Source organism: Ruegeria sp. AM7, assembly GCF_056535965.1.
Genome location: NZ_JBQFJE010000003.1, coordinates 2,136,756 through 2,160,495 on the forward strand (window position 1 = coordinate 2,136,756; position 23,740 = coordinate 2,160,495).

The window sequence follows — 23,740 nt, forward strand, 5'->3', positions numbered from 1 at the left end:
GAAGAAGCAGCTATCGGAAAACAATGACAATGCGCCGATTTACCGACAAGTTTAGCCGCCCTATGGTGTTTCCACACCCCATACAGGCGGAGATGATAAAAAATGGCGCAAAAAACGCTGCTGAAAGGCCGTGTTCTAAGCTTTGAGGGCTCGCCCTTTGAGGGCAACCCCACCGATGCGGTTAAGATCAGCGAGGCGGTACTGATCGACGGCAACCGCATCGCGGCCGTTGGGGACGCCACCGGCCTGCGCGCAGAACACCCCGAGGCGGCAGTGGTCGACCACGGACAGCACGTGATCATGGCCGGGTTCGTGGATGCGCATGTGCATTACCCCCAGACGGCGATGATCGCCAGCTGGGGCAAACGCCTGATCGACTGGCTGAACACTTACACTTTCCCCGAAGAGATGAAGTTCGGCGATCTCGCCTATGCCGCTAAGATCGCCAACCGTTACCTGGACCTGACGGCAGCGCACGGCACAACGACCATGTGCAGTTTCTGCACCATTCATCCTGAGAGTGTGGACGCGTTTTTCTCCGCAGCGCAGGCCCGCAATCAGCGGGTGGTCGCGGGCAAGACCTGCATGGACCGCAACGCGCCCGAGGCGCTGCGGGACACGGCGCAGACCGCCTATGACCAGTCGCAGGCGCTGTTGGAGAAATGGCACGGCATCGACCGTCTGTCTTATGCGATCACGCCGCGTTTTTCGCCGACCTCGACGCCCGAGCAGCTGGAGGCGATGGGCGCGCTTTGGGCCGAACACCCCCATTGCCTGATGCAGACCCATCTGAGCGAACAAACCGATGAGATCACATGGGTCCGCGAGCTGTTTCCCGAAGCGCGGGATTATCTGGATACCTACGAGAAATTCGGCCTGCTGGGATCGCATGGCGTCTACGGCCACGTCATCCATCTGGAGGCGCGCGAACGGGATCGTCTGCGCGAGGTGGACGCGGCGCTGATCCATTGCCCGACTTCGAATACCTTCATTGGCTCGGGCCTGTTCGACATGACCGGGTTGATGCGCGACGGGCACCGGGTAGGGCTGGCCACGGATACGGGCGGCGGGTCGAGCTTTTCAATGCTGCACACGATGGCCTCGGCCTATGAGATCGGCCAGCTGCGCGGCGCGCCTTTGCACGCGGCGCAGCTGTTGTGGCTGGGCACTGTCGGGTCAGCGCGGTCGCTGCGGCTGGACGACCGGATCGGAAATGTTGAGCCGGGTATGGAAGCGGATCTGGTTGTGCTCGATCTGGCCTCAACCCCTGCTATCGCCCAGCGCGAAGCTTGTGCGGACGATATATGGGAGGCGATCTTCCCCACCATCATGATGGGTGACGACCGCGCCATTGCAGAGGTCTGGATCGGGGGGCGGGCTGTTTCAGTTTGATGGGCCTGCGGCCCATGCCTCCGGCGGAGGTATTTTTGACCAGATGAAGAGCGGACCCGCGCCTAACCTGCCAACGCGCGAGCGAGGCGGTTTTGAGTTTCGATGATTTTGGGCAGGTCCAGCGTTGTGATCTGTCCGTCACGCACGATTTGGCGGCCTTCAACGAACAGATGTTTGACCTTCATCGGGCCGGACAACAGCAGCGCGGCCTTGTCCCAACTGCCCGCGCTTTCGATGCCGCGCGTGTCCCAGATGGCAATGTCGGCGCGTTTTCCGGGCTCTAGCCGGCCACAATCAGGGCGGTTCAACACATCCGCACCGCCGCGCGTGGCGATTTCCAGTGCCTCGCGGGAAGACATCGCATCGGCTCCGTTTGCGACCCGTTGCAGCAGCATGGTTTGCCGGGCTTCAAGGATCAGGCTGCCATTGTCATTGCTGGCCGAGCCGTCCGCACCCAGACCCACCGGAACGCCGCGATCTCGCATCGCTCGGACCGGGGCAATCCCCGACCCCAGACGGCAATTCGAACAGGGACAATGGGCGACGCCGGTTTGAGTGCGGGCGAAAAGGTCAATCTCGGCCCCGTCCAGTTTGACGCAGTGGGCGTGCCAGACATCCGAACCCGTCCAGCCCAGATCTTCGGCATATTGCCCCGGACGGCAGCCGAATTGGGCCTGAGAATAGGCGATATCCTCGTCATTCTCGGCCAGATGGGTGTGCAGCATCACGCCCTTGTCGCGCGCCAGAACAGCTGTATCCCGCATCAAATCCCGGCTGACCGAGAACGGCGAACAGGGGGCCAACCCAACGCGGCACATTGCGCCTTCGGACGGATCATGGAAGGCGTCCACAACGCGGATCATGTCGTCTAGGATTGCCTGTTCCTTTTCAACCAAAGCGTCCGGTGGCAAGCCTCCGTCGCTTTCGCCAATGCTCATCGCGCCTCGGGTCGGGTGAAAACGCAGGCCAATCTGGGCCGCCGCGGCTATGGTATCGTCCAATCTTGCGCCGTTGGGGTAAAGATACAGGTGATCCGAACTCAGGGTGCAGCCCGACAAAGCAAGCTCGGCCAGCCCGATCTGAGCCGAGACAAACATCTCTTCCGGCCCAAATCGTGACCAGATCGGGTAGAGCGTCTGCAACCACCCAAACAGCAATGCATTCTGCCCATTTGGGACAGCACGCGTAAGGGTCTGATAGAGGTGGTGGTGCGTATTAACCAGACCTGGCGTGACGACGCATCCGGCTGCATCGTGCACGTCCCCCAGCGTTGTCAGCCCATGGCCAATCGCAGTAATCTGACCGCCCCGGACCAAGATATCCGCACCCGCCAGTTCACGGCGCGCGTCATCCATGGTCAGGACTGAGTCTGCGTTTTTGATAAGGAATTCTGTCACTTCGCCCTCCTTGCACATGCCCGTTTCATGCATGGAGTGCGATAGCTGGCGGAAAACGGGCTCAAGAACCAGCGGGATGAACGCTACCTGACCATCGCCCCCGCATCAACCCGTTTCAAACGTCGTGCAGAATGGCCAGCGCCTTGGCATGCAGGTCAACATTCGCCGCAGCAAGCACGCGTCCACCCTGATGTGCCGGGCCACCTTGCCAGTCAGTCACGATACCGCCTGCAGCCTCGATCACTGCGATAGGTGCCTGAATATCATAGGCATTCAAGCCGCATTCAATCACCAGATCGACCTGCCCCGCTGCCAACAACGCGTAGGCATAACAATCCATGCCGTAACGTGTCAGGCGTACGTGCTGCGCTACGGATTCAAATCCTGCGCGTTCTTCCGAAGTTCCCACTTCGGGGAACGTGGTAAACAAAACGGCTTGGTCCAGCGTTTCAGTCGCGCGCGTCTTCAAAGGTTGCGTACCAGTCGGACCTGAGACCTCGGCAGTATCCGCCGACCCTATGAAACGCTCGCCAATATAGGGCTGATCAATCACCCCCATGACGGGTCCGTCCTGAGTGCTGAGGGCAATCAGAACCCCCCAAGTCGGAGTGCCACTGATGAAGCCTCGGGTTCCGTCGATCGGATCCAACACCCAGGTGCGACCGCTGAGACCCTCGACCTGCCCATATTCTTCACCAAAAATGCCATCGTCTGGACGGTGACGCGCCAGAACCGCCCGCATGGCCTGTTCCGCCGCCCGGTCCGCGACAGTGACCGGGTCAAAACCGTCAGTCAGCTTGTTCGAGGTTTCCAGATCCGGTTTCCGGAAAAAAGGAAGAATGACCTCGCGCGCGGCGTCGGCCATTTCCTGTGCTACTTCTATGTCACTGAGCGAGATCTGTTGCATGCGACACCCGTGAGGATCACCGGCATCAGAGTCAACCCGCTAATTCAAGCGACGTCGCTGAGAACCCGAGCCAGTTCGAAAAGACGGCGGCGCTGGTTTTCAGGAATCGCATAATACGAGCGAACCAGATCCAGTGCTTCCTTGTCCCCCATCAGATCCGCAGGAACCGATTTCTTGCCAGCGGTTTCTTTCTCAGCCTCTTCCAGACCTTCAAAGAAAAAGCTGACCGGAACATCTAGTGCCTCGGCAATGTCCCACAGGCGGGATGCGCTGATTCGGTTGGCCCCTGTTTCATACTTCTGGATTTGCTGAAACTTGATACCAACCTGCTGCGCCAGCTGCTGTTGAGTCATCCCAATCAGCCAACGGCGATGCCGTACGCGCTTGCCCACATGGACATCGACGTGATGGGTCATCGGTATTCTCCTCTACTACACACAACTTCCAGGGACGCACGGCGTACACCACCACCGCATCACTAGCGAGTCGCGCTTAACCACTCCCTAATTTGGAACATGCCCCCAAATCAGCACCATAGCGCAATATTGCGCCTTTTGTTGATTTTTTCAAGCGGGTTGAATCGAGATTACCCAACAATGGTTTACGGTTGTGCAATCGCAATAGACATAAACGCATACACGCATTGCAATATTATGTAATCACTGCGCTGCCTTAGGTTGTCTCGCCCGGTAATGAATTGACAACGGCCGGACAAACCGAATCTATGCCGCAAACACGGAGCGAGTTGATGCAGGCTTTTAGAATCGAAACCATCGGGGCCGAACCCCGGCTGTGCAATCTGGACATACCCGAGCCCGGTCCAGGACAGATTCGCGTTGCCATCAAAGCCTGTGGCCTGAATTTTGCCGATCTGTTGATGCAAAAGGGCACGTATCAGGACACGCCTCCGGCCCCATTCACCCAGGGCATGGAAATCGCTGGGATTGTCGACAGCTGCGGGCCCGACGTCACGCACCTTAATCCGGGCGATCGCATCGCCATCTATTCAGGCCAAGGTGGGCTAGCCGAGTATGGTGTATTCGAGGCTGCGCGGGCGATCCCGATGCCAGACAGCATGAGCTTTGAAGACGCCGCCGCCATCCAGATTGCCTACGGAACAGGGCATATGGCTTTGGATCACAGAGCGCAGCTGCAACCGGGCGAAACACTTTTAGTCACCGGCGCCGCCGGAGGCGTTGGCTTAACTGCGGTTGAAATCGGCAAACTTATGGGGGCTACCGTCATCGCGCAGGCACGTGGCTCTGAAAAGCTGGAGGTGGCCCGCAAGGCGGGAGCGGATCACTTGATTGATAGCTCTGAGGACCTTCGCATGCGGGTCAAGGAATTGGGCGGCGCTGATGTCGTCTATGATGCAATCGGCGGCGATGTGTTCAAAGCCGCATTTCGCGCCACAAACCCCGAAGGAAGATTAGTGCCAATCGGCTTTGCCGGCGGCGAAGTCCCGCAAATCCCAGCGAATCATCTGCTGGTCAAAAACCTGACCGTCATAGGTTTTTATATCGGTGGGTATCTGAACTTCCGCCCGGAAATCGTGCAAAAGAGCTTTCAAACCCTGTTCCAGTGGCATACCGAAGGGCGCATAAAACCTTATATCAGTCATACGTTTCCGCTGACCGAAGCAGCCAGAGGTTTGCAGATGCTACGGGATCGGACCGCGACCGGAAAAGTCGTGATCACTATCTGAACCCCCTACCCCGCGACCGCCTTCAAGGGCGTGCCGACCAACATGCGGAAATTTTGACGGACCAAAGCAGCCAGGGCCTCGACCACATCACCTCGGCCCGCCTCTCCACCGTACAAGTTGATCATCTGCACAGGCAGATCGGGCAAAGCACCGCCGGAGTCGATAAGCTCGAGATGTGCGGCCTCGGTCCCTTCCAGCATCGCGCTTACAGCCAAGTCGGCACTGACCGTTGCCTCGATTGTACGATCATCTTCGGCGTCGACGGTCAGTTCCCAGGGAATGTCCTGTGCGTCAAGGGCGCTGATCACCTTGGGTCGGAAAAGGCACCGGCGCCCTTCGGCCAAGGGCAATGGACGCTTACGCCAAGCAGACCCATTCGGCGCACCGACCCAGCGCAAAGGCAATTCTGCGATCGATTCAGCACCATCGGACGCCCCGCCCTCGGTCGTCAGGATCAAATCACATTCGCCTTTCTTGAACATATCCTTGAGCTGCAACGAGAAAGACGACACCAGTTGGATGCGCACCCGAGGGAAATCTGCATTGAACTGCTTCAAGACACGCGGAATGGCCGGGTATACAATGTCATGCGGTACACCAAGCACGACTTCTCCCTCATAGGCCTGGTCCGTCAGCTTCGAGATCACCTCATCATTCAAAGCGACCATACGCCGTGCGTACGCCAACAGCTGTTCGCCCGAGGGTGTCAGCGCAATGGTCCGACCGCTGCGGTCCAACAGATCCAGACCCAAAAGCTCTTCCAAACGCTTCAGCTGCATTGAGACGGCAGATTGCGTCAGATGCAGGAACCCGGCGGCGCGGGTCACTCCGCCTTGGTCGGCTACGGCCACGAAGGATCGCAGCGTCGTAACATCGAGATTTCGCATCTTCACGATTCCTTATGGATCAGATCAAAAACATTCATTTTTAAAATGTGTCATACCACGCCATATAAATCAAGGAAGTTGATGAGACGGGCGATATTCATCGCAAACAAAGGAAAGGACATAAATTATGACCCAAGTTGCACTCCACCACCCCTGTCCACCGCGCCGCCGGTTTGGCTTGAAAACGTTGATGGACGCCGTGTCTTTGTATCGCCAGCGCTGTACCCTGGCTCGGCTGGATGCCCGCGCATTGGAAGACATCGGAATCACCCGCGAACAGGCCCAGGCAGAGGCCTCGCGCAAAATCTGGGATGCGCCGGAATTCTGGCAAAGATGATTTTTAAATTGATCTTTTTTCCTGGAATGGCGATCCGCATCAGCAGGTCGCCATTTTTGTTGTCAGTTTTAACCGGAATCCTGCGCTAAACCCTTGAAAGCTTGCCCGCAGTTGCCGATATTTGCGGGGAACGCCGCCCTCTCGCGGGCGCGCTAAGAATTAACGAAGGGAGACCCTTTTATGGCACAATTTGACACGATCCGGACAGCGGCCGGCGCGCGCGCTGCCCAGATTGACGAGGGCCTGCGCGCCCACATGAATAAAGTCTACGGCACCATGTCCGTCGGCATGCTGATAACATTTGCGGCGGCTTGGGCAATTGCCGGCCTGGCAACAACAACCGACCCATCGGCGGCAGCGGCGCAACTGAGCGCTGACAAATACCTGACATCGCTGGGTGCCGCCCTGTTTTCATCGCCGCTGAGATGGGTGATCATGTTCGCGCCGCTGGCCTTTGTTTTTGGCTTTAGCGCTGGGATCAACCGTATGTCGGCAGCAGCTGCACAGACGGTATTCTATCTGTTCGCAGCCGTTATGGGCGTTTCGATCAGCTGGATCTTCTTGGTCTTTACCGGCGAGTCGATCATTCAGGTCTTCCTTATCACTGCCATCGCCTTTGCGGGGCTGTCGCTGTATGGATACACGACAAAGAAAGATCTGTCGGCGATGGGCACGTTCCTGATCATGGGCGTGATTGGTCTGATCGTAGCATCTATCGTGAACATCTTCATTGCATCCTCAGCCATGGCCTTTGCAATCTCGGTCATCGGTGTGCTGATCTTCGCTGGACTGACCGCATACGACACGCAGAACATCAAAACCACTTACCTGCAAATGGCCCATTCGGGTGATCAGGAATGGTTGGGTAAAGCAGCGATCATGGGCGCACTGAGCCTGTATCTCGACTTTATCAACATGTTTATGTTCCTGCTGCAGTTGTTCGGCAACCGCGAGTAAAGCGGTCTTCAGACCACGCAATTCAGGGCGAGCCAATGGCTCGCCCTTTTTTTTCGCCGGCTATTTAGTACACCCAAAAAGGCCCCCACTATCCGGTGAGGGCCTTTCGTCTTGGACGGCTTAAAGAAAAGATCAGCTGCAGTTCAGAGGAACAGCAAAGCCCGAGCTGCGCTGCGACGACCCTTTGCGGAACACATTGCCCGCAGGCAAACAACCAGTGAACTGTTCGGCGTTACGACCGAAGGCTGCTCCGATTTCGTTGTCGATACGGGTCGAGTTATTCGCGGTGCGCAACACACCATACAGCGTTCCGTTTACGCTGACTGTGCTAAGGAACAGGTTTGTGTCTGAACCGGTCAGCACGACTGAATTGGTGTCACTGCGGCCGCCATTGTCAATCGCGATCCGCGCGATTTTCTGCGGGTCGGTTTCGCTTGTCGTCACGGGCACCGCCGGCAAGACGGCGAGTTCTGCGGGTACGTTCGTCGCCTCAGGCAAGAAGGCGACCGCACCCGGAACATCCGCAATTGTCCGGGGCTCACCATCAATGCCGGTAAAGCCGACACCTGAGCGGTTGTAAGGGTCCTCACAGGCCGCAAGGGCCAGAACGGTAGCTGTGGATAACAAGATTTTTTTCATGACGGCCAACATTTTGGAACGATTAGCTGAAGCGTATGAGAAAGGCGTTCCAAAAAGCAACCCGCAGCCGTAGCGAATAGCTTTAGGGCTGATGCGCCGTTGCAACGGCACAGATGCAGCACAAGGTCGCCCGAGATGCACCATCTGACCAGTTTCAAACGAAAAAAGGCCCCGTAAACACGAGGCCTTCCAAACTGTCCAAGAGGGACGGCAGATTACTTAATCTTGCCTTCCTTGTACTCGACATGTTTCCGAGCGACCGGATCGTATTTACGAATGGTCATTTTCTCGGTCATGGTACGCGCGTTTTTCTTGGTCACGTAGAAGTGGCCCGTGCCCGCGGTCGAGTTCAGACGGATCTTGATTGTCGTCGGCTTCGCCATGGTTATCTCCTGCGTCCGAAAAGGCAGGGGCCTTTCGGTTGAATTCCTATGAGCGTGCGCTTTTACCCGGTCGCACAGCCGAGTCAACCTGAATCGGTGTCTTTTCCGCACAATTCCATCTGACGCGCGACAGCCGGACTGTGTCGATTTGGTGGGATCACGGTTCCGTGATACAGTTCTGTGGTCGGAGCAGACCAAAAGGCTGCATTCCGGCGGGATGCACGAGGCATCGGATCACAGGCAAAACCCTGGGGCAGCGCGGTTTTATCATGCCGTACACTTGGGGGGCTATTATGACAGAATGGGAACTTCAGGCCGAGGAATTGGCCAATTGCAACTGCAACTTCGGTTGCCCGTGCCAATTCAGCGTTTTGCCGACGCATGGCAACTGCGAAGCGGTTGTTGTTTATGATATCCAAAGCGGCCACTACGGAGACACCGATCTTGCGGGAATCCGCGCGGCAGGCGTCTACTATTGGCCGGGCCCGATTCACGAAGGCAACGGCCAAATGCAATTGGTGATCGACGTCTCGGCCTCGGCCGATCAGCGGGCGGCGATGCAAGCTATCATGACTGGTCAGGACACGGATGAAATGGCGACATTCTGGTTCGTCTATAGCGCCATGGCACCAAACAAACACGAAACACTCTATGTACCGATCGAGTTGAGCTGGTCCCGCGAAGACCGCACAGGCCACGCAAAGGTTCATGGTGTCTTCGATCTTGAGGTCAATCCGATTCCTCATATCGTATCGGGTCTTCCCCATCGGGCATCCATTCAATTACCGAATGGATTTGAATACCGTCAGGCCGAGGCCGCCTCGGGGAAAGCACGGACAACGGGTGGCGAGATCAGCCTGAGCTTTGACGCCACCCATGCGCATTTGGCGCATCTCAACATATCAGGCCACGGCGTTCTTGGCGCGTGAACAGGTGCGATCATGACGTCCAAGAACAAAGCGGCTTCGGCCGGAGCCATTGATCGTGTCTTACGCCATGACCGACTAGTCGTGTTGCTGAGTGTCCTCGCAGTCGTCCTTGGCGCTGCGTGGTACACAACAGTTGGCATTGGTATGAACATGTCCGCAGTGGACATGACCCGCATGGCCGAACCGATCGGAAAGCCAATGACAATGGCAGGTCAAACGACGTGGACCCTGCCTTACGCCATCCTTATTTTTCTAATGTGGTGGGTGATGATGATCGCCATGATGACACCCAGCGCTGCTCCTACCGTTTTGCTTTATAGCGCGATCAAACGCATGGGGCCTGAAAAGGCCCGGTCCGCTGTCCTGAGCATGGTGTTTCTGGGCGGGTATCTGGTGACTTGGGCGGTCTTCAGCGCATTGGCAACAGGAGCGCAATGGGGGTTGGAACAGGTCGGGTTATCCGACGGACCGATGATGACGATCCGATCCCGAACCTTTGCCGGGATTATTCTGTTGGCGGCCGGGCTCTATCAACTGTCCAGCCTGAAAACTGCATGCCTGCGTCATTGCCGCAACCCTGCGCATTTTTTGGCCGACCATAGCAGACCGCGTGCAGTTGGCGCCTTTCGTACCGGCGCACTGCATGGGGCATATTGCCTTGGGTGCTGCTGGGCGCTGATGCTGCTGCTGTTTGTTGGCGGCGTTATGAACCTTTATTGGATTGTCGGGATCGCCGTGTATGTCGCGCTGGAAAAACTTATCCCGCATGCAAGATGGCTGGTTCCCCTGACCGGCATTGCCTTGATCGTATTCGGTGGTTGGTTGATGGCAGGGCTTTCGATTCCGGTGACGTGATCAAGATACTCGGCTTTCGGGGCCGGCCAACTTAAGGGTCCCCTTCATTTTTTCAGGAGGTAGACATGCCAATTTTCATTACTTACGCCACTTATTCGCAGGGCGGTGTCCGTGGGATGCTTAAGAAGCCGGCGGATCGGACGGGACCGGTGAAAGCTCTTTTAAAGAAAGTCGGAGGCAAGTTATTGGCTTTTTATGTGACAACTGGCGAAAACGACGTGGTTGTTATCAGCGAAGCACCTGACGGAACTGATGCGGTCGCGGTCGGCATGGCCGTCGCAGCCTCGGGCGCGGTTTCCAAGGTCGAGACTGTTCGCGCATGGAAGGCCAAAGATTTTGTCGCGATTCAGAAAAAAGCTGCCAAACTTGCCGGAGCCTATTCACCTCCGGGCAAGTGAGCAGGGAATATGCGCGGAGGGCCTGTAAGCCGGATCTTGTTCCGGGGTTACCCCCTTCGATGACCATTCCTCTAGGCCGTGCATTGCTGCGCGGCTCAAGCTGCCAACCCGGTCCCTCTGGGCCAAGACAGGCTTAGCGGCGGTATCGGCGGGCGCCGACCGGCCCGCGCGGGGACCCTATTTGGCATTGCTCCCGGTGGGGCTTGCCGTGCCGCCGCTGTTGCCAGCGGCGCGGTGGGCTCTTACCCCACCGTTTCACCCTTACCACACGCGTGTGGCGGTCTGATTTCTGTGGCGCTTTCCGTCGGGTTACCCCGCCCGGGCGTTACCCGGCACCGTTGTCTTGTGGAGTCCGGACTTTCCTCTCGGGTCTTGCGACCCCAGCGGCCATCCGGCCCTCCGCGCATGGGCTGGGTAGGCTTTGGGCCAGGCGGCGTCAAGAGTGGATTGGTTGGTAGAAGGGGCCAGCCCCTTCTTGGCCTGCGGCCAATTCAACCCCGAGGTATTTTTGGCCAGATGAAGGGCGGATCAGGTTCTAGGGGATAAGCGCGGCGAAATCGTCAGGGTGCAAAGGGCCTTTTGCACTTGGACGGTGACGCAGGCGCACAGTTGCCAGCAGCGTATCGTCGTCGGTTTGGGCAGTATAGCCTGCGGCGCGGGCAGCAGCGCGGAACGCGTCTTGTGTGAGGTTTTGCGGGCAATCGCCTGCGCCCGATTGGGCGGCAAGGGCTTGGTGTTCCAGCCGAGACCAAGGAAAGCGCGGGCCGGGGTCGATCTTGCGACCCGGAGCCATGTCGGAATGACCGATCATGCCGGATGGCGGGATATTCCAGCGCGACAGGATTGCGGGCAGAAGGGTTTCGAGTGTCGCCAGTTGCGGCTCGGAAAAGGGGTGGTCGCCGCGATTGTCCAGCTCGATCCCGATCGAGCGCGAGTTGATATCAGTCTGGCCGTGCCACTCGCCTGCCCCGGCGTGCCAGGCACGGTCTTCTTCGCGCACCATCTGCCAGAGCGTGCCGCCACAACCGATCAGGTAGTGGGCGGACACCTCGTATTGCGGGTCGCAGAGGCGATCCAACGCCGCCTGGGCGCTGTTCATTGCGGTGTAGTGCAGAACGACAAGCGACGGCGCCAACCCGTCCCTGCGTGAGCCGAAATTGGGGGAAGGGTGCCAGATCGGAGTCAGGTCAGTTGTTGACGGCACTGCGAAACGCGCTGGGGTTCCAGCCGCAGGCATACCCGTCTCCGTCCGGGTCCAACCCCTTACGGTCGCGCTGCGGGCCACCATTGGACAGGAACTCGATCTGTGCTTGATCCGCCGACGGGAATTTTGCGCAATTCCTTTGCGCCTTGGCCTGTAGGTTGAACCCTGCCCTGCTATAGAGCTGCGTACCAACCGGATTTGAAGTGCTCAACGCGTATTGCACAATGTTGGGCTGTCCATCGGTGCCCCGCTGAGGGATCGCTGTTGGGGCAACCACCTCATAGGTTTGACGATTCTGCTCGATCCGTGCCGCATCTGACTCGATGGAACGGCGGTCAGATACAGCCCCGAAATCCTGCTCATCCGAGATGGCGTTGTTGCTCGGAAGCTCTGTCGCAACCGGAGCCGTCAAAGGTGCACCAGAGGCAGATGTACTAGCCAATGCCGCCGCAGTAGCAGAGGCCAGGTCCGCGTTGTCTCCTGATGGGGGCAGTGCTGTACCCGGCGCGCCAAGCGCCTGCTCTGACACGTCTACCGGGCCGACCAGAGGGTTGCCCGTGTAGCCTTGGCCAGCCAATTGGGCCTCACGCTGCGCCTGATAAGACGGCGTGTTGAAGTCGGTCCCCTGTATCGGGGCCACCGTGTTGCAGGCGGCCACAAACCCGATTGCGGGGATCAGAAACGTAAATCGCATCCGGCTGCTCCGTGTTGTCTTGCCTGCGCCCAGACCTACCACCATTTGCCCGGCTTGGCCACAAACCCGGCGGCGTTTTCCAGCGCGTAGGCCGTGTTGAGCAGATCGCCCTCTTCCCAAGGACGTCCGATCAACTGCAGACCCAACGGCAGACCCTGTGCGTCCAGACCTGCCGGGACAGAGACACCGGGCAGGCCCGCAAGGTTCACGGTGACGGTGAAGACGTCGTTCAGATACATCTGCACCGGATCGGCTTCGGTCATCTCACCCAGCCCGAACGACGCCGAAGGGGTGGCGGGCGTCAGGATTGCGTCGACACCTGCGGCAAAGACGTCTTCGAAGTCTTTCTTGATCAGGGTACGTACGCGGCGGGCGCGGTTGTAGTAGGCGTCGTAGAAACCAGCCGACAGCACATAGGTGCCGATCATCACGCGGCGCTGAACTTCGTGACCGAAGCCTTCAGCGCGGGTTTTCTCGTACATTTCGGTGATGCCATCGCCCTGGGCCAGCGTGGCGCGGCGGCCATAGCGGACGCCATCATAGCGCGCCAGGTTCGAGGACGCCTCGGCCGGGGCAATCACATAATATGCAGGCAGCGCGTATTTGGTGTGCGGCAGCGAGATATCGACGATCTCGGCCCCAGCAGCTTTGAGCATCTCAGCGCCATCCGCCCAGAGCTTTTCGATCTCGGCCGGCATACCGTCCATACGGTATTCCTTAGGGATGCCGATTTTCTTGCCCTTGATGTCGCCGGTCAGCATCGCCTCAAAGTTCGGCACAGCCAATTCGGCGCTGGTGGAATCCTTGGGGTCATGGCCACACATGGTTTCCAGCATGATCGCCGCATCGCGCACGTTCTTGGTCATAGGACCAGCCTGATCCAGCGAGGACGCAAAGGCCACAATGCCCCAGCGAGAGCAACGGCCGTAGGTCGGCTTGATGCCGGTGATGCCGGTAAACGCGGCGGGCTGACGGATCGAACCGCCAGTGTCGGTGCCGGTTGCGGCCAGACACAGGTCAGCCGCAACAGCCGAAGCCGAACCACCCGAGGAACCGCCCGGTGTCAGCTGCGCATCGTCATTGCCGCGACGCCACGGGCTAACTGCATTGCCATAAACGGACGTTTCGTTGGACGAACCCATGGCAAATTCGTCCATGTTCAGCTTGCCCAGCATAACAGCACCAGCATCGGCCAGTTGCTGCGACACTGTGGATTCGTATTCGGGCTTGAAGCCTTCCAGAATCTTCGAGGCCGCCTGCGAGGGCACGCCTTTGGTGCAGAACAGATCCTTGATACCGATGGGTAGACCGCACATGGCAGGCGCGTCGCCGTCCTTGATCCGCGCGTCCGCGGCCTTGGCGCGCTCCAGCGCGATCTCGGGCGTTTTGTGGACAAAAGCGTTCAGCGCCTCGGCGTCATCAATGGCTTTCAGGCAGGCTTCGGTCAGCTCGACCGAGGTAACGTCACCCTTGCGCAGCGCATCGCGGGCCTCGGCCAGGCCCAGTTTGTTCAGATCGCTCATGTCTTACTCCACCACTTTGGGGACTGCGAAAAAGCCCTCGCGCGCGTCGGGGGCGTTGGCCAGAACCTTGTCCTGCTGGTTTCCGTCGGTGACCACATCCTCGCGCCGTTTCAGGCGCATCGGCTCGACCGAGACCATGGGCTCGACACCTTCAACATCTACTTCGTTCAGTTGCTCAATGAACCCAAGGATGGTGTTGAATTCGGATGCCAGCGCGGGCAGCGCGTCATCCTCGACCTTGATCCGGGCCAGTTTGGCCACCTTGGCGGCGGTGCTTTGGTCAATCGACATCGGAAAACCTCATATGCGTTAGGTGGCGTTTACCTGTCTGCCGCCCCGGTCGCAAGAGCGGCAGGGGGCGGATTTACCCGCCTTTCGCCCCGGCGACCCAAGCCGACTGCAAATGAAGCATAGCCGTTATGCAAAAAATAAACCGATTAGTTCACTTCGCCTCTTGAAAAACTGAACTGAACTGTTCATTTCATACTCACGGAAACGCACAATCGGAGTAAGACGATGAAAACGTTCATGACCGCCCTTGTATTGACCTCGACCCTTCTGGCAGCGCAGGCACAGGCATTCGGGCCGACCATGGGCAGCCTGACCCGCGACCTGACCTTCCCCGAAACGGTCTCGGAACCTGTCTCGCAAGATAAAACGAAGGTCGGTAAGTGATGTGACCCCCTTCGTCCGGGTCGGGTTCCCCTCTCCCCGACCCGGATTTTATACAATCGCCTGCTGCGCTTAGTCTGATGACACGCTAGGATGGACACAAAGTCAGCCATTCGACGGAGCACAAGATGAACCCGCGCAAACAAGCAGTTCTGGACGCGATTGACGCGGCCAACGCACAAGACCCCAATCTGGAAGATGGCCAACCTGCCGCCCTGCTCTACGGTCAGCGCATGACCGCCGAGTTGGACCGGCTGTTTCCAAACGCCTCGGATCCGCTGCAAATCGCGGCGCGCGGTCAACATGTGGAACGTTGGAAGCTTGCGCGCGGCGAATACCCCGAAGGGCGCGCGGGCTATTTGGCATGGCGCAAAGCGCAAGCGGTTCACCACGCCGAAGTCGTCGCCGGGTTGATGGAGCTTAGTGAATATGGCGCCGGCGACATCGAAGCGGCTGAGCGAATGCTGCGCAAACAGGGCATCAAGCGCGACGACGAGGTTCAGGCGCTGGAAGATGTGATCTGTTTCGTGTTTCTAAAGTGGTATTTTGCACCCTTCGCTGCAAAGCACTCTGCCGAGAAAATCCAAAGCATCGTCGAAAAGACCGCCCGTAAGATGTCGTCCGAAGGGCGCGCGCGCGTATTGGACGAATTCGACCTGCCCGCCGACCTTGCCGCCGCCTTTCAGGATTAAGTCGTGCGGGTCAAGTGCCTGCGGTAAACTTCGATCATCCAGCCCAGCATGGTCGCATTCAGGATGTGCCACATGAAATGTGTACCCAACGGCAGATGACCGCAGATCGGTTCATCCAGCGCCCGGAATGTAATTGAGGCGATCAGGATTATCGCGCCGACGGCCAGCCCTTTGGCCGTATCTGGAACGCGCGTGCGCAACAAGAAGGCGTAGATCAGGATTAGCAACGGGACCGGCGCATAGGCCGCCGACCCGCCGAGACCGGGCACGAGTTGGAACACAGGTATGGTCGCGGCTGCATACGGGATAAACAACGCCGTAACGATGGCGGCAAAAAGCGGCCGCATCTGCCAGACATCACGGTTTATCGCGAAAATGTAGACCAGAATAAACAGCAGGATAGGCGCGACATCCGCCAGCGCTGCCCAGACCTGTGCATGTGTGTGGAACAGATAGCTGCCCACGCCGATCGCCGCCAGAATCGCCGCCAGAACCACGGCCAGCGGCATCCCCTGCCCCCGAACGCGCATCCACATAATCAACGCGGCAACCAGAAAGGCCGCGTTCGTGACCGCATTTATCGGCTCGGCCCAATAAGCGGGCGACAACCGTTCGCAATACCCGTCAATTTCCTGAAACCAGTCCATGAATTTTTACATAGCCGATGCTAGGTTAAAGCCAACAGACTGATTGGGAGGTTTTTTCATGAATATCATCTGGCTGGGTCACGGCAGCTTTCGCGTCGAGACCGAAGGGCAAGTGTTGCTGATCGACCCGTGGCTGACCGGAAACCCGGTTTTGCCCGAAGACCAGCACGACGCAGCCCTTGAGGGGGCAACCCACATCCTGTTGACGCACACACATTTCGACCATGTCGCGGATGTTGTGTCACTGGCCAAGCACCTTAAGGTTCCAGTCGTCGGCCAATACGATCTGATGGGGTATTGGAGCGAATCCGAAGGGATCGAGACCGTGGGCTTCAACAAAGGTGGCACGGTAAACCTGAACGGCGTGATGGTGTCGATGGTTCCCGCATCGCACAGCTCGACCTTCTCTACACCCGATGGTTTGCGCACCGGTGGCAGCGAAGTCGGGTTCATGATCGCGGGTGATGGGCACATGCTATATGTGTCTGGGGATACGGACATAATGGCCGACATGGACTGGATGGGCGACTACTACAAACCCGATATCGGCATCCTGTCGGCGGGCGGGCATTTCACCATGGATATGAAGGGGGCTGCATACGCTGCCAAGCGGTATTTCAATTTCAAAACCGTGATTCCCTGCCACTACAAAACATTCCCGATCCTGGAACAATCCGCGCAAACGCTGATCGACGGGCTGCCCGGCGTAGATGTGATCGAGCCCGTGGTGATGCAGCCGATCAATCTATAGCGCACGAATGAGCCAAGGCATCGTTCCTTCCCCCGAATTGATCTCCGTTGTCAGACGGTGGAACGATGCCGTACGCCTCAAGGACCGCGCGACCTTGGTCAACATGCTCTCGTCTTCTGAGCATCTGCGGTATCAGGGATCAGCGGAAAACGAGGAGTGGTCGGGGCAGGTTTTTCGCCGAGGGTTTGCCGATCACACGAAAGAAATCCCCGACTTTGAGTGGGATGAACACTCGCTGGAAGCGTTTGAATGCGGCAGCGCGGGCTGGGCGCATTGCACCGCGACATTGACCTTTGCCTCGAATGGAAAGTCTGCATTTCACCGGTTTACATTTGTTTTGCATCTTGAGGACGGCGTCTGGAAAGTCGTGCAGGCGCATGTATCCAATCCCACCTCGAACATGGAAAAAATCGGGATCGAGCACACTGCGCTGAACGCTCTGATCGACGCAGCGCGTCACGAATTTCAACATGATCAGACCGAAGGCACCGCTTCGGTCATGTTTACTGACATCGCGAACTCGTCAATGATCACCCGGCGATTGGGTGATCGCAGATGGGCAGAGGTTATTGCTGACCATTTTGCCCTGACCTCGCAGATGATCAAGGCGAATCGCGGCCGGATGATCAAATCGCTTGGAGACGGAACCATGTCGATTTTCGCCTCTCCTCAAAACGCGTTAAGGGCGGCGATCGAAATCCAAAGCCGAAACGCTGCGGCAGCTTCCGACACACCATTTGGGCTGCGGATCGGCATTCACACCGGAGATGTCATACAGCGGAACGAGGATTTTTTCGGATCGGTCGTCAACAAGGCAGCCCGCGTCACCGATATCAGCGGGCCAAACGAAATTCACGTCACCGACGTAACGCGCCTTTTGGTCGGGGCAGAGGATAACTTAGTATTCAGACCACCTGCGTCAGTTTCGCTGAAAGGATTCGGCGGGCAGCAAGTTGTCTATCAACTGGATTGGTCTGCGAATTGAAGCAAAGACCAAGTTACTTTTGCTCTCTTTTTTCAGCAAAAAACCGGCGCAACAGATCTTCACACTCGGCCGCAGCAATACCATCGAATACTTCGGGCTTGTGATGCGCTTGTGGATGCGAAAACACCCGCGCGCCATGCGCCACGCCGCCCGATTTGGGATCGCCTGCACCATAATACACCCGACGTATACGCGCAGCAGACAAGGCCGCAGCACACATAGCGCAGGGCTCCAACGTGACGTACAAGTCATGCTCGGGCAGACGTTCGGACCCAGCCTCGGCGCAGGCTGCGCGCAAAGCGAGTATCTCGGCATGTGCAGTCGGGTCATTCAGTTCTCGTGTTCGGTTTCCCGCTGCTGCGACCACCCGGCCACCCTGCACAATGACGGCGCCCACGGGAACCTCGCCGCGTTCGGCCGCGGCGCGCGCCTGATCTAGCGCGATATTCATGTAAGACCTGAATGCCATGCCCCTGACTGCATCAGAAACCTGTCTTTCGCAAGGCGGCGGGATGCGCTATGGGCTGCGGATGACACAAACCCCTCCTCCCGGCGACCGGATCGCCAAAGTGCTTGCCCGCGCGGGCGTCGCCTCGCGCCGCGAAGCCGAACGTATGATCGAAGCCGGTCGTGTGACCGTAAACGGCAAGGCTATCACCAGCCCCGCCCTGAACGTCACCGGCAAAGACAGGATCACCGTTGACGGCAAGCCGGTGTCCGAACCGGAACCGTCGCGCTTGTGGTTGTATCACAAGCCCCCTGGTCTGGTGACAACGACGCGGGACGAAAAGGGCCGCGCGACGATCTTCGACAACCTGCCCGAGGACATGCCCCGAGTCATGAGCGTCGGGCGGCTGGACCTAAATTCCGAAGGGTTGCTGCTGTTGACCAACGATGGCGGCATCAAGCGCAAGCTGGAGCTGCCCTCGACCGGATGGCTGCGCAAATACCGCGTGCGGGTGAATGGCCGCCCCAAGGACGAGGATTTTGCCCCCTTGCGCAAAGGGCTGGTTATTGAAGGCGAGCGGTTTTTACCCATGGACGTCTCGCTGGACCGTCAACAGGGCGCGAACGCATGGCTGACCATCGGCTTGCGCGAAGGCAAGAACCGCGAAATTCGCCGCGCGATGGAGGATATCGGTTACGCCGTGAACCGCCTGTTGCGTGTGTCTTACGGGCCGTTTCAACTGGGCAGCCTGAAGCCCGGCGAGGTCGAAGAAATTCGCCGCCGCGTGATGCGCGACCAATTGGGTTTGGACGCGGCCCCGGAAGCGCAAGCCAAACCCAAGGCTCGACCGCAAAGAAAACGGGCACCGATCGGCAAGAAATCTCGCAAGTGACGCGGGTTAGGCAACCTTCCCCCTAGCGTACACGCCCCTCATGCCCTAAATTTTACGTGAGGATCGTCTTTGGGGGGCATCATGTCCGGAACCGGAGTGCAGAAACTGGCCTACGCGGCCCTGGTGGTGCTGTTGTTTGGCGTTTGCACCGGCCTTCTGGGGGGCTTGTAGAAGCATGGCCAAACGCTATGGCGGAAAATATAGCCCACACGGTGAAGCCGACCCGACCGAACAGCCGTCGCGTGGTCAGTTCGACGGCGTCCGGGTAGAACCTGCTGGTGCCCGCGCCAACATTCTGTTCATCCCTCCGATACCATTGGTGTTTCTGTCGCTGAACGATGGCGCACTTGGCATGACCATTGGCCTGATTGCAGCGGCGCTGCTGACCGGTGCGGCGTTTCTTCTGCGCGAGGGTCTGCGCGCCGAAGCGGCTTATAACGCCCGTCGAACGGCGCGACGGCCCGCTATTCCGCGCAAGATCTTTGCCAGTGTTCTCACGGGGCTTGGCACGGCGTTGGCGTCTTACAGAGTGGAATTTCTGGACGCAGCAGCGGCGTCAGACGCCGGTATCATCGCGCCTGTTCTGTTTGGTCTCGCTGCCGCGGCGCTGCATTCCGTGTCTTTCGGACTGGATCCGATGAAAGACAAGGGAATGGAGGGCATCGACACCTTTCAACAGGACCGCGTGGCCCGCGTGATCGAAGATGCCGAGACCCATCTGGCCGAGATGACGGATGCAATCAAACGCGCAGGCGACCGACAGATCGAGGCCCGCGTTGAACGATTTCAGGACACTGCGCGCGAGTTATTTCGTACGGTCGAAGAGGACCCGCGCGATCTCGCGGGTGCGCGCAAATACCTGACCGTCTATCTGCAAGGTGCACGTGATGCGACCGTCAAATTCTCGGATGTCTATGCCCGCACGCGGGACGCACAAGCCCTTGCCGGTTACTCGGAATTGCTAGACGATTTGGAGCAGAATTTCGCGGCTCGAACCCGCAAGATGCTATTGGATGACCGCAGTGATCTGACGGTTGAAATTGACGTGTTGCGCGAACGGTTGCAGCGCGAAGGCGTCCGGTTGGACTGACCGGCCACTATTGCAAGAGAGGATTTCCCCATGTCCGACGAAATCAAGAATAAGGCGGTCGAAGCCGAAACGATGGTGCAGGAAGTTACTGCAGTTGCCCTTCCCGACCCCACCGCCGAGGTCATCACGCTGGAGGATGCCGACGAGCCTGTCAGTGCCGAAATTCGCAAGCGGATGGACGAGATCGACATGGGCAACACCAACTCGATCGTCGCGTTCGGGTCTTCGGCACAAGCCGAACTGCAGGAAATAAGCCAAGCCATGTTGGCCGACGTACGCAACAAGGATGTTGGACCAGCCGGAGACAGCCTGCGCAACATCGTGACCACCATTCGCGGTTTCTCGGTCAGCGAGCTGGACGTACGGCGCGAACGAAGCTGGTGGGAAAAACTAATGGGCCGCGCGGCGCCATTTGCCAAGTTCACCGCGCAATACGAACAAGTACAGGGCCAGATAGACCGCATTACTGACGATTTGTTGGCGCATGAGCATACGCTGCTGAAAGACATCAAATCGTTGGATATGCTCTATGAAAAGACGCTGGGTTTTTACGACGAGCTGGCGCTGTATATCGCGGCAGGTGAGGAAAAGCTGACCGAACTGGACAGCCACGACATCCCCGAAAAAGAGGCCGCTGTTCAGGCCGCCCCCGAAGATGATCAGGTCATGAAAGCGCAGGAATTGCGCGACCTGCGCGCTGCGCGGGATGATTTGGAACGCCGCGTGCATGACCTGAAACTGACCCGACAGGTGACGATGCAGTCGCTGCCCTCAATCCGCTTGGTACAGGAAAACGACAAGTCGCTGGTGACCAAGATCAATTCGACATTGGTGAACACCGTACCGCTGTGGGAAACCCAACTGGCGCAGGCGGTTACTATCCAGCGCAGTGCCGAGGCTGCCTCGGCCGTGCGTGAGGCCAACGACCTGACAAATGAGTTGCTGACCTCGAACGCGGCCAATCTGCGGCAGTCGAACAAGATGATCCGCGAAGAGATGGAGCGCGGCGTGTTCGACATCGAAGCTGTAAAACAGGCAAATGCTGATCTGATCGGAACGATCAATGAAAGCCTCGCTATTGCCGATGAGGGCAAAGCCAAACGTGCCGCCGCCGAAGAAGAGCTGCAAAAGATGGAGGCCGAGCTGCGCGACACGCTGGCCGCCGCCAAGGCCCGCAAGGACGGCATCGGCGACAATTCCGGCACCGCTGTTCCGGACTGATACGGTGGCAGGACTAAGGAAACTCAGATATGCGTTGGGGTGCGTTGCGCTTTGGGCCTTGGCCAGTTGCGACGAAACCCTGACCGCGTCTGCAGTGCCTGAACCCCGCCCTGCGCCGGCAGCGCCCGCGCCCAACGCCTATGTCGCGCCCTCGGCCGCCAGTCAGGATCTTGCGCGGTTTTACCAGCGGGTCGAGCGCGATCTGGTCACGCGCGGCCTGCTGCGCACAGATGGCGGGGGGCCAGATACGCCCTACGACGCCAGCGACCTTGAGCGCAATTTCGACGTGATTGCGTTTTACAACGAATATCCCGACCACGCCGTCACCGCGACGACGTACAGCACCGAGGGGCAACTCAGCCGCTGGACCACCCCGGTTCGTGTCCAAATTGAGTTTGCGCCCACCGTGGAACCACAGTTGCGCGAACAGGATACCGCTCAGGTCAACGCCTACACCGAAAGGTTAGCGAGACTTACCAGCCACCCGATCTCTGTCGTCACAAGAAAGCCGAATTTTCATGTCTTTTTTGCAGGCAAAGACGACAGCGCATACGTGGTGTCACGCCTCAAGGAGCTCGCGCCGGGGATCAGCCAACCGGTTCTTGAACTGGTCGCAAACCCTCGGGCCAATATTGATTGCTTTGTAATTGCGTCGCCCACCAACCGGGCGCCGAACCAGTTCGTACGGGCCGTGGTACTCATCCGAACGGAATTGCCGGACCTGCTGCGCCGCAGTTGCATCCATGAAGAAATGGCCCAGGGTCTTGGCCTGTCCAACGACAGTCCGGCCGCACGGCCTTCGATCTTTAACGACGATGACGAGTTTGCTCTGCTGACCAGCCATGACGAGAAACTGCTTTCAATGCTTTACGATCCGCGCCTGCAACCGGGCGTGACGGCACAGGATGCCCGCCCCGTGGTGCGGATACTGGCACGTGAATTGATGGGCCAGCCGCTATAGGCCCAAGGATAAGGAGGCCCCAATGGGTATTTTCGATTTTCTGACCGGAGAATTCATCGACGTCATTCACTGGGTCGACGACACCCGTGACACAATGGTCTGGCGGTTCGAGCGTGAAGGCCATGCGATCAAATACGGTGCCAAGCTGACCGTGCGCGAAGGTCAGGCCGCCGTTTTTGTGCATGAAGGGCAACTGGCGGATGTGTTCACGCCGGGCCTTTATATGCTTGAAACCAACAACATGCCGATCCTGACGACCCTGCAGCATTGGGATCACGGTTTTCAGTCTCCGTTCAAATCCGAGGTCTATTTCGTCAACACGACCCGGTTCAACGATCTGAAATGGGGCACCAAGAACCCGGTCATGCTGCGCGATCCCGAATTCGGGCCAACCCGCATTCGGGCCTTTGGCACCTATACGGTGCGAGTGAAGGATGCCGCGAAGTTTCTGGTTGAGATCGTCGGCACCGATGGCGAATTCACCATGGATGAGATCAGCTTTCAGATCCGCAACATCATCGTGCAGGAATTCAGCCGCGTGATTGCGGGATCGGGCATTCCGGTTCTGGACATGGCGGCCAACACCGCCGATCTGGGCAAACTGATCGCGGCGGAGGTCTCGCCTGTGCTGGATGGGTACGGGTTGGAGATGCCTGAGTTTTACATCGAAAACATCTCATTGCCGCCGGCGGTCGAGGCGGCGCTGGATAAACGCACATCCATGGGTCTGGCCGGTGATTTGGGCAAGTTCACCCAGTATTCTGCAGCCGAGGCGATGACCGCAGCCGCCAACAACCCCGGACAGGGCGGTGGCATGGGCGCGGGTCTTGGTATGGGCATGGGAATGGCGATGGCGCAGCAGATGGCGAACATGGCAGCGGGTCAACCGAGCGGCCCGTGGGGCGGTTCCGCCCCCGCTGCCCCGCAACCCTCGGCGCATGCGGCCCCGCCGCCTCCGCCCCCGGTCGAACATGTCTGGCATATCGCCGTCGACGGGCAGACCAGCGGGCCGTTTTCCAAGGCCAAGATGGGCCGAATGGCCACTGACGGAGAGCTAACCCGTGACACCCATGTCTGGACCGCAGGTCAGGACGGCTGGAAAAAGGCGGGCGAGGTGCAGGAACTGGCACAGCTGTTCACCATCCTACCGCCGCCTCCGCCGGGGGCGTAATCG

The 23,740-nt window shown here is 58.6% G+C and carries 28 protein-coding genes and 1 other RNA gene; 16 read left to right on the top strand and 13 right to left on the bottom strand.

The window, feature by feature from the left end; all coding sequences use genetic code 11:
• The first annotated feature begins 102 nt into the window (after nt 1-102).
• Nucleotides 103-1,392, top strand: a complete 1,290-nt coding sequence (guaD, locus tag ACR3EG_RS14580; RefSeq protein ID WP_480496859.1) for a guanine deaminase — start codon at nt 103-105, stop codon at nt 1,390-1,392.
• A gap of 62 nt (nt 1,393-1,454) precedes the next feature.
• Here the strand turns inward: guaD and ACR3EG_RS14585 are convergent, their stop codons facing one another.
• From ACR3EG_RS14585 to ACR3EG_RS14595, 3 genes are all read right to left on the bottom strand, one after another.
• Nucleotides 1,455-2,789, bottom strand: coding sequence for an 8-oxoguanine deaminase (locus ACR3EG_RS14585; RefSeq protein ID WP_480496858.1), 1,335 nt, complete (start codon nt 2,787-2,789; stop codon nt 1,455-1,457).
• Between the two features lie 115 nt (nt 2,790-2,904).
• Complete coding sequence (hisN, locus tag ACR3EG_RS14590) at nt 2,905-3,696, bottom strand: histidinol-phosphatase (protein WP_480496857.1); 792 nt, start codon at nt 3,694-3,696, stop codon at nt 2,905-2,907.
• A 44-nt stretch (nt 3,697-3,740) separates the two neighbouring features.
• On the bottom strand, nt 3,741-4,112 hold the full coding sequence (locus tag ACR3EG_RS14595) for a helix-turn-helix domain-containing protein (protein ID WP_170352458.1): 372 nt from the start codon (nt 4,110-4,112) through the stop codon (nt 3,741-3,743).
• 332 nt (nt 4,113-4,444) lie between these two features.
• Between ACR3EG_RS14595 and ACR3EG_RS14600 the strand changes: the two genes are divergently transcribed.
• Nucleotides 4,445-5,401: an NADPH:quinone oxidoreductase family protein gene (locus tag ACR3EG_RS14600; protein ID WP_480496856.1), complete on the top strand. Its 957-nt coding sequence runs from the start codon at nt 4,445-4,447 to the stop codon at nt 5,399-5,401.
• A gap of 5 nt (nt 5,402-5,406) precedes the next feature.
• Here the strand turns inward: ACR3EG_RS14600 and ACR3EG_RS14605 are convergent, their stop codons facing one another.
• On the bottom strand, nt 5,407-6,288 hold the full coding sequence (locus ACR3EG_RS14605; RefSeq protein ID WP_480496855.1) for a LysR family transcriptional regulator: 882 nt from the start codon (nt 6,286-6,288) through the stop codon (nt 5,407-5,409).
• 127 nt (nt 6,289-6,415) lie between these two features.
• On the opposite strand from ACR3EG_RS14605, the gene ACR3EG_RS14610 reads away from it, so the two are divergent.
• A complete protein-coding gene (locus ACR3EG_RS14610) occupies nt 6,416-6,625 on the top strand; it encodes a DUF1127 domain-containing protein (protein ID WP_480496854.1) in 210 nt (69 codons plus the stop codon).
• Between the two features lie 180 nt (nt 6,626-6,805).
• Nucleotides 6,806-7,582, top strand: a complete 777-nt coding sequence (locus tag ACR3EG_RS14615) for a Bax inhibitor-1/YccA family protein (RefSeq protein WP_170352454.1) — start codon at nt 6,806-6,808, stop codon at nt 7,580-7,582.
• A gap of 132 nt (nt 7,583-7,714) precedes the next feature.
• On the opposite strand, the gene ACR3EG_RS14620 is transcribed toward ACR3EG_RS14615, so the two are convergent.
• Entirely contained in the window at nt 7,715-8,221 is a 507-nt protein-coding gene (locus tag ACR3EG_RS14620; protein ID WP_170753213.1) for a hypothetical protein, read from the bottom strand.
• A gap of 215 nt (nt 8,222-8,436) precedes the next feature.
• Nucleotides 8,437-8,604, bottom strand: coding sequence for a 50S ribosomal protein L33 (gene rpmG / locus ACR3EG_RS14625; RefSeq protein ID WP_010441901.1), 168 nt, complete (start codon nt 8,602-8,604; stop codon nt 8,437-8,439).
• Between the two features lie 293 nt (nt 8,605-8,897).
• Here rpmG and ACR3EG_RS14630 point away from each other — a divergent pair, with 293 nt between their 5' ends.
• From ACR3EG_RS14630 to ACR3EG_RS14640, 3 genes are all read left to right on the top strand, one after another.
• A complete protein-coding gene (locus ACR3EG_RS14630) occupies nt 8,898-9,533 on the top strand; it encodes a DUF1326 domain-containing protein (protein ID WP_480496853.1) in 636 nt (211 codons plus the stop codon).
• Nucleotides 9,534-9,545: 12 nt separating this feature from the next.
• Nucleotides 9,546-10,388, top strand: coding sequence for a DUF2182 domain-containing protein (locus ACR3EG_RS14635; RefSeq protein ID WP_480496852.1), 843 nt, complete (start codon nt 9,546-9,548; stop codon nt 10,386-10,388).
• 65 nt (nt 10,389-10,453) lie between these two features.
• Nucleotides 10,454-10,786 (top strand): GYD domain-containing protein, encoded by a 333-nt coding sequence (locus tag ACR3EG_RS14640; RefSeq protein ID WP_480496851.1) that lies wholly within the window; start codon nt 10,454-10,456, stop codon nt 10,784-10,786.
• Between the two features lie 9 nt (nt 10,787-10,795).
• On the opposite strand, the gene rnpB is transcribed toward ACR3EG_RS14640, so the two are convergent.
• The 5 genes from rnpB to gatC all read right to left on the bottom strand — a co-directional run bounded on the left by rnpB (nt 10,796) and on the right by gatC (nt 14,498).
• Nucleotides 10,796-11,189: RNase P RNA component class A (gene rnpB, locus ACR3EG_RS14645), an RNA gene on the bottom strand.
• Between the two features lie 132 nt (nt 11,190-11,321).
• Nucleotides 11,322-12,023, bottom strand: a complete 702-nt coding sequence (locus tag ACR3EG_RS14650; protein ID WP_480496850.1) for an N-acetylmuramoyl-L-alanine amidase — start codon at nt 12,021-12,023, stop codon at nt 11,322-11,324.
• The gene (locus ACR3EG_RS14655) at nt 11,974-12,684 is read right to left on the bottom strand and encodes a hypothetical protein (RefSeq protein ID WP_170352448.1); all 711 of its coding nucleotides are present in this window, start codon (nt 12,682-12,684) and stop codon (nt 11,974-11,976) included. Before ACR3EG_RS14655 ends, ACR3EG_RS14650 begins: the two co-directional genes overlap by 50 nt.
• 35 nt (nt 12,685-12,719) lie before the next feature.
• Nucleotides 12,720-14,207, bottom strand: a complete 1,488-nt coding sequence (gene gatA, locus ACR3EG_RS14660; protein WP_480496849.1) for an Asp-tRNA(Asn)/Glu-tRNA(Gln) amidotransferase subunit GatA — start codon at nt 14,205-14,207, stop codon at nt 12,720-12,722.
• Between the two features lie 3 nt (nt 14,208-14,210).
• Entirely contained in the window at nt 14,211-14,498 is a 288-nt protein-coding gene (gene gatC, locus ACR3EG_RS14665) for an Asp-tRNA(Asn)/Glu-tRNA(Gln) amidotransferase subunit GatC (protein ID WP_170325838.1), read from the bottom strand.
• A 225-nt stretch (nt 14,499-14,723) separates the two neighbouring features.
• On the opposite strand from gatC, the gene ACR3EG_RS14670 reads away from it, so the two are divergent.
• Nucleotides 14,724-14,882, top strand: a complete 159-nt coding sequence (locus ACR3EG_RS14670) for a hypothetical protein (RefSeq protein ID WP_170352446.1) — start codon at nt 14,724-14,726, stop codon at nt 14,880-14,882.
• Nucleotides 14,883-15,007: 125 nt separating this feature from the next.
• Nucleotides 15,008-15,571 carry a DUF4202 domain-containing protein gene (locus ACR3EG_RS14675; protein WP_480496848.1) on the top strand — a complete coding sequence of 188 codons (564 nt, stop codon included), beginning with the start codon at nt 15,008-15,010 and terminating at the stop codon, nt 15,569-15,571.
• On the opposite strand, the gene ACR3EG_RS14680 is transcribed toward ACR3EG_RS14675, so the two are convergent.
• Nucleotides 15,568-16,218: a ceramidase domain-containing protein gene (locus ACR3EG_RS14680; RefSeq protein ID WP_480496847.1), complete on the bottom strand. Its 651-nt coding sequence runs from the start codon at nt 16,216-16,218 to the stop codon at nt 15,568-15,570. The genes ACR3EG_RS14675 and ACR3EG_RS14680 overlap by 4 nt on opposite strands.
• Before the next feature lie 58 nt (nt 16,219-16,276).
• Here ACR3EG_RS14680 and ACR3EG_RS14685 point away from each other — a divergent pair, with 58 nt between their 5' ends.
• Both ACR3EG_RS14685 and ACR3EG_RS14690 read left to right on the top strand, forming a co-directional pair.
• The gene (locus tag ACR3EG_RS14685; protein WP_480496846.1) at nt 16,277-16,969 is read left to right on the top strand and encodes a metal-dependent hydrolase; all 693 of its coding nucleotides are present in this window, start codon (nt 16,277-16,279) and stop codon (nt 16,967-16,969) included.
• A gap of 7 nt (nt 16,970-16,976) precedes the next feature.
• Nucleotides 16,977-17,954, top strand: coding sequence for an adenylate/guanylate cyclase domain-containing protein (locus tag ACR3EG_RS14690; protein WP_480496845.1), 978 nt, complete (start codon nt 16,977-16,979; stop codon nt 17,952-17,954).
• A gap of 13 nt (nt 17,955-17,967) precedes the next feature.
• On the opposite strand, the gene ACR3EG_RS14695 is transcribed toward ACR3EG_RS14690, so the two are convergent.
• Nucleotides 17,968-18,423, bottom strand: a complete 456-nt coding sequence (locus ACR3EG_RS14695) for a nucleoside deaminase (protein WP_480496844.1) — start codon at nt 18,421-18,423, stop codon at nt 17,968-17,970.
• Here ACR3EG_RS14695 and ACR3EG_RS14700 point away from each other — a divergent pair.
• From ACR3EG_RS14700 to ACR3EG_RS14720, 5 genes are all read left to right on the top strand, one after another.
• Entirely contained in the window at nt 18,422-19,294 is an 873-nt protein-coding gene (locus ACR3EG_RS14700; protein WP_209195004.1) for a pseudouridine synthase, read from the top strand. The genes ACR3EG_RS14695 and ACR3EG_RS14700 overlap by 2 nt on opposite strands.
• Nucleotides 19,295-19,469: 175 nt before the next feature.
• Complete coding sequence (locus ACR3EG_RS14705) at nt 19,470-20,384, top strand: 5-bromo-4-chloroindolyl phosphate hydrolysis family protein (protein ID WP_480496843.1); 915 nt, start codon at nt 19,470-19,472, stop codon at nt 20,382-20,384.
• 30 nt (nt 20,385-20,414) lie between these two features.
• Nucleotides 20,415-21,605, top strand: a complete 1,191-nt coding sequence (locus ACR3EG_RS14710; RefSeq protein WP_480496842.1) for a toxic anion resistance protein — start codon at nt 20,415-20,417, stop codon at nt 21,603-21,605.
• Nucleotides 21,606-21,699: 94 nt separating this feature from the next.
• A complete protein-coding gene (locus ACR3EG_RS14715; protein WP_480545860.1) occupies nt 21,700-22,566 on the top strand; it encodes a DUF2927 domain-containing protein in 867 nt (288 codons plus the stop codon).
• A 22-nt stretch (nt 22,567-22,588) separates the two neighbouring features.
• The gene (locus tag ACR3EG_RS14720; RefSeq protein WP_480496840.1) at nt 22,589-23,737 is read left to right on the top strand and encodes an SPFH domain-containing protein; all 1,149 of its coding nucleotides are present in this window, start codon (nt 22,589-22,591) and stop codon (nt 23,735-23,737) included.
• Nucleotides 23,738-23,740 lie beyond the last annotated feature (3 nt).

Coding starts and splice junctions, on each gene's coding strand:
- guaD (WP_480496859.1), top strand. CDS start 103: ATGGCGCAAAAAACGCTGCTGAAAGGCCGTGTTCTAAGCTTTGAGGGC.
- hisN (WP_480496857.1), bottom strand. CDS start 3,696: ATGCAACAGATCTCGCTCAGTGACATAGAAGTAGCACAGGAAATGGCC.
- ACR3EG_RS14595 (WP_170352458.1), bottom strand. CDS start 4,112: ATGACCCATCACGTCGATGTCCATGTGGGCAAGCGCGTACGGCATCGC.
- ACR3EG_RS14600 (WP_480496856.1), top strand. CDS start 4,445: ATGCAGGCTTTTAGAATCGAAACCATCGGGGCCGAACCCCGGCTGTGC.
- ACR3EG_RS14605 (WP_480496855.1), bottom strand. CDS start 6,288: ATGCGAAATCTCGATGTTACGACGCTGCGATCCTTCGTGGCCGTAGCC.
- ACR3EG_RS14610 (WP_480496854.1), top strand. CDS start 6,416: ATGACCCAAGTTGCACTCCACCACCCCTGTCCACCGCGCCGCCGGTTT.
- ACR3EG_RS14615 (WP_170352454.1), top strand. CDS start 6,806: ATGGCACAATTTGACACGATCCGGACAGCGGCCGGCGCGCGCGCTGCC.
- ACR3EG_RS14620 (WP_170753213.1), bottom strand. CDS start 8,221: ATGAAAAAAATCTTGTTATCCACAGCTACCGTTCTGGCCCTTGCGGCC.
- rpmG (WP_010441901.1), bottom strand. CDS start 8,604: ATGGCGAAGCCGACGACAATCAAGATCCGTCTGAACTCGACCGCGGGC.
- ACR3EG_RS14630 (WP_480496853.1), top strand. CDS start 8,898: ATGACAGAATGGGAACTTCAGGCCGAGGAATTGGCCAATTGCAACTGC.
- ACR3EG_RS14635 (WP_480496852.1), top strand. CDS start 9,546: ATGACGTCCAAGAACAAAGCGGCTTCGGCCGGAGCCATTGATCGTGTC.
- ACR3EG_RS14640 (WP_480496851.1), top strand. CDS start 10,454: ATGCCAATTTTCATTACTTACGCCACTTATTCGCAGGGCGGTGTCCGT.
- ACR3EG_RS14650 (WP_480496850.1), bottom strand. CDS start 12,023: ATGCCTGCGGCTGGAACCCCAGCGCGTTTCGCAGTGCCGTCAACAACT.
- ACR3EG_RS14655 (WP_170352448.1), bottom strand. CDS start 12,684: ATGCGATTTACGTTTCTGATCCCCGCAATCGGGTTTGTGGCCGCCTGC.
- gatA (WP_480496849.1), bottom strand. CDS start 14,207: ATGAGCGATCTGAACAAACTGGGCCTGGCCGAGGCCCGCGATGCGCTG.
- gatC (WP_170325838.1), bottom strand. CDS start 14,498: ATGTCGATTGACCAAAGCACCGCCGCCAAGGTGGCCAAACTGGCCCGG.
- ACR3EG_RS14670 (WP_170352446.1), top strand. CDS start 14,724: ATGAAAACGTTCATGACCGCCCTTGTATTGACCTCGACCCTTCTGGCA.
- ACR3EG_RS14675 (WP_480496848.1), top strand. CDS start 15,008: ATGAACCCGCGCAAACAAGCAGTTCTGGACGCGATTGACGCGGCCAAC.
- ACR3EG_RS14680 (WP_480496847.1), bottom strand. CDS start 16,218: ATGGACTGGTTTCAGGAAATTGACGGGTATTGCGAACGGTTGTCGCCC.
- ACR3EG_RS14685 (WP_480496846.1), top strand. CDS start 16,277: ATGAATATCATCTGGCTGGGTCACGGCAGCTTTCGCGTCGAGACCGAA.
- ACR3EG_RS14690 (WP_480496845.1), top strand. CDS start 16,977: ATGAGCCAAGGCATCGTTCCTTCCCCCGAATTGATCTCCGTTGTCAGA.
- ACR3EG_RS14700 (WP_209195004.1), top strand. CDS start 18,422: ATGCCCCTGACTGCATCAGAAACCTGTCTTTCGCAAGGCGGCGGGATG.
- ACR3EG_RS14695 (WP_480496844.1), bottom strand. CDS start 18,423: ATGGCATTCAGGTCTTACATGAATATCGCGCTAGATCAGGCGCGCGCC.
- ACR3EG_RS14705 (WP_480496843.1), top strand. CDS start 19,470: ATGGCCAAACGCTATGGCGGAAAATATAGCCCACACGGTGAAGCCGAC.
- ACR3EG_RS14710 (WP_480496842.1), top strand. CDS start 20,415: ATGTCCGACGAAATCAAGAATAAGGCGGTCGAAGCCGAAACGATGGTG.
- ACR3EG_RS14720 (WP_480496840.1), top strand. CDS start 22,589: ATGGGTATTTTCGATTTTCTGACCGGAGAATTCATCGACGTCATTCAC.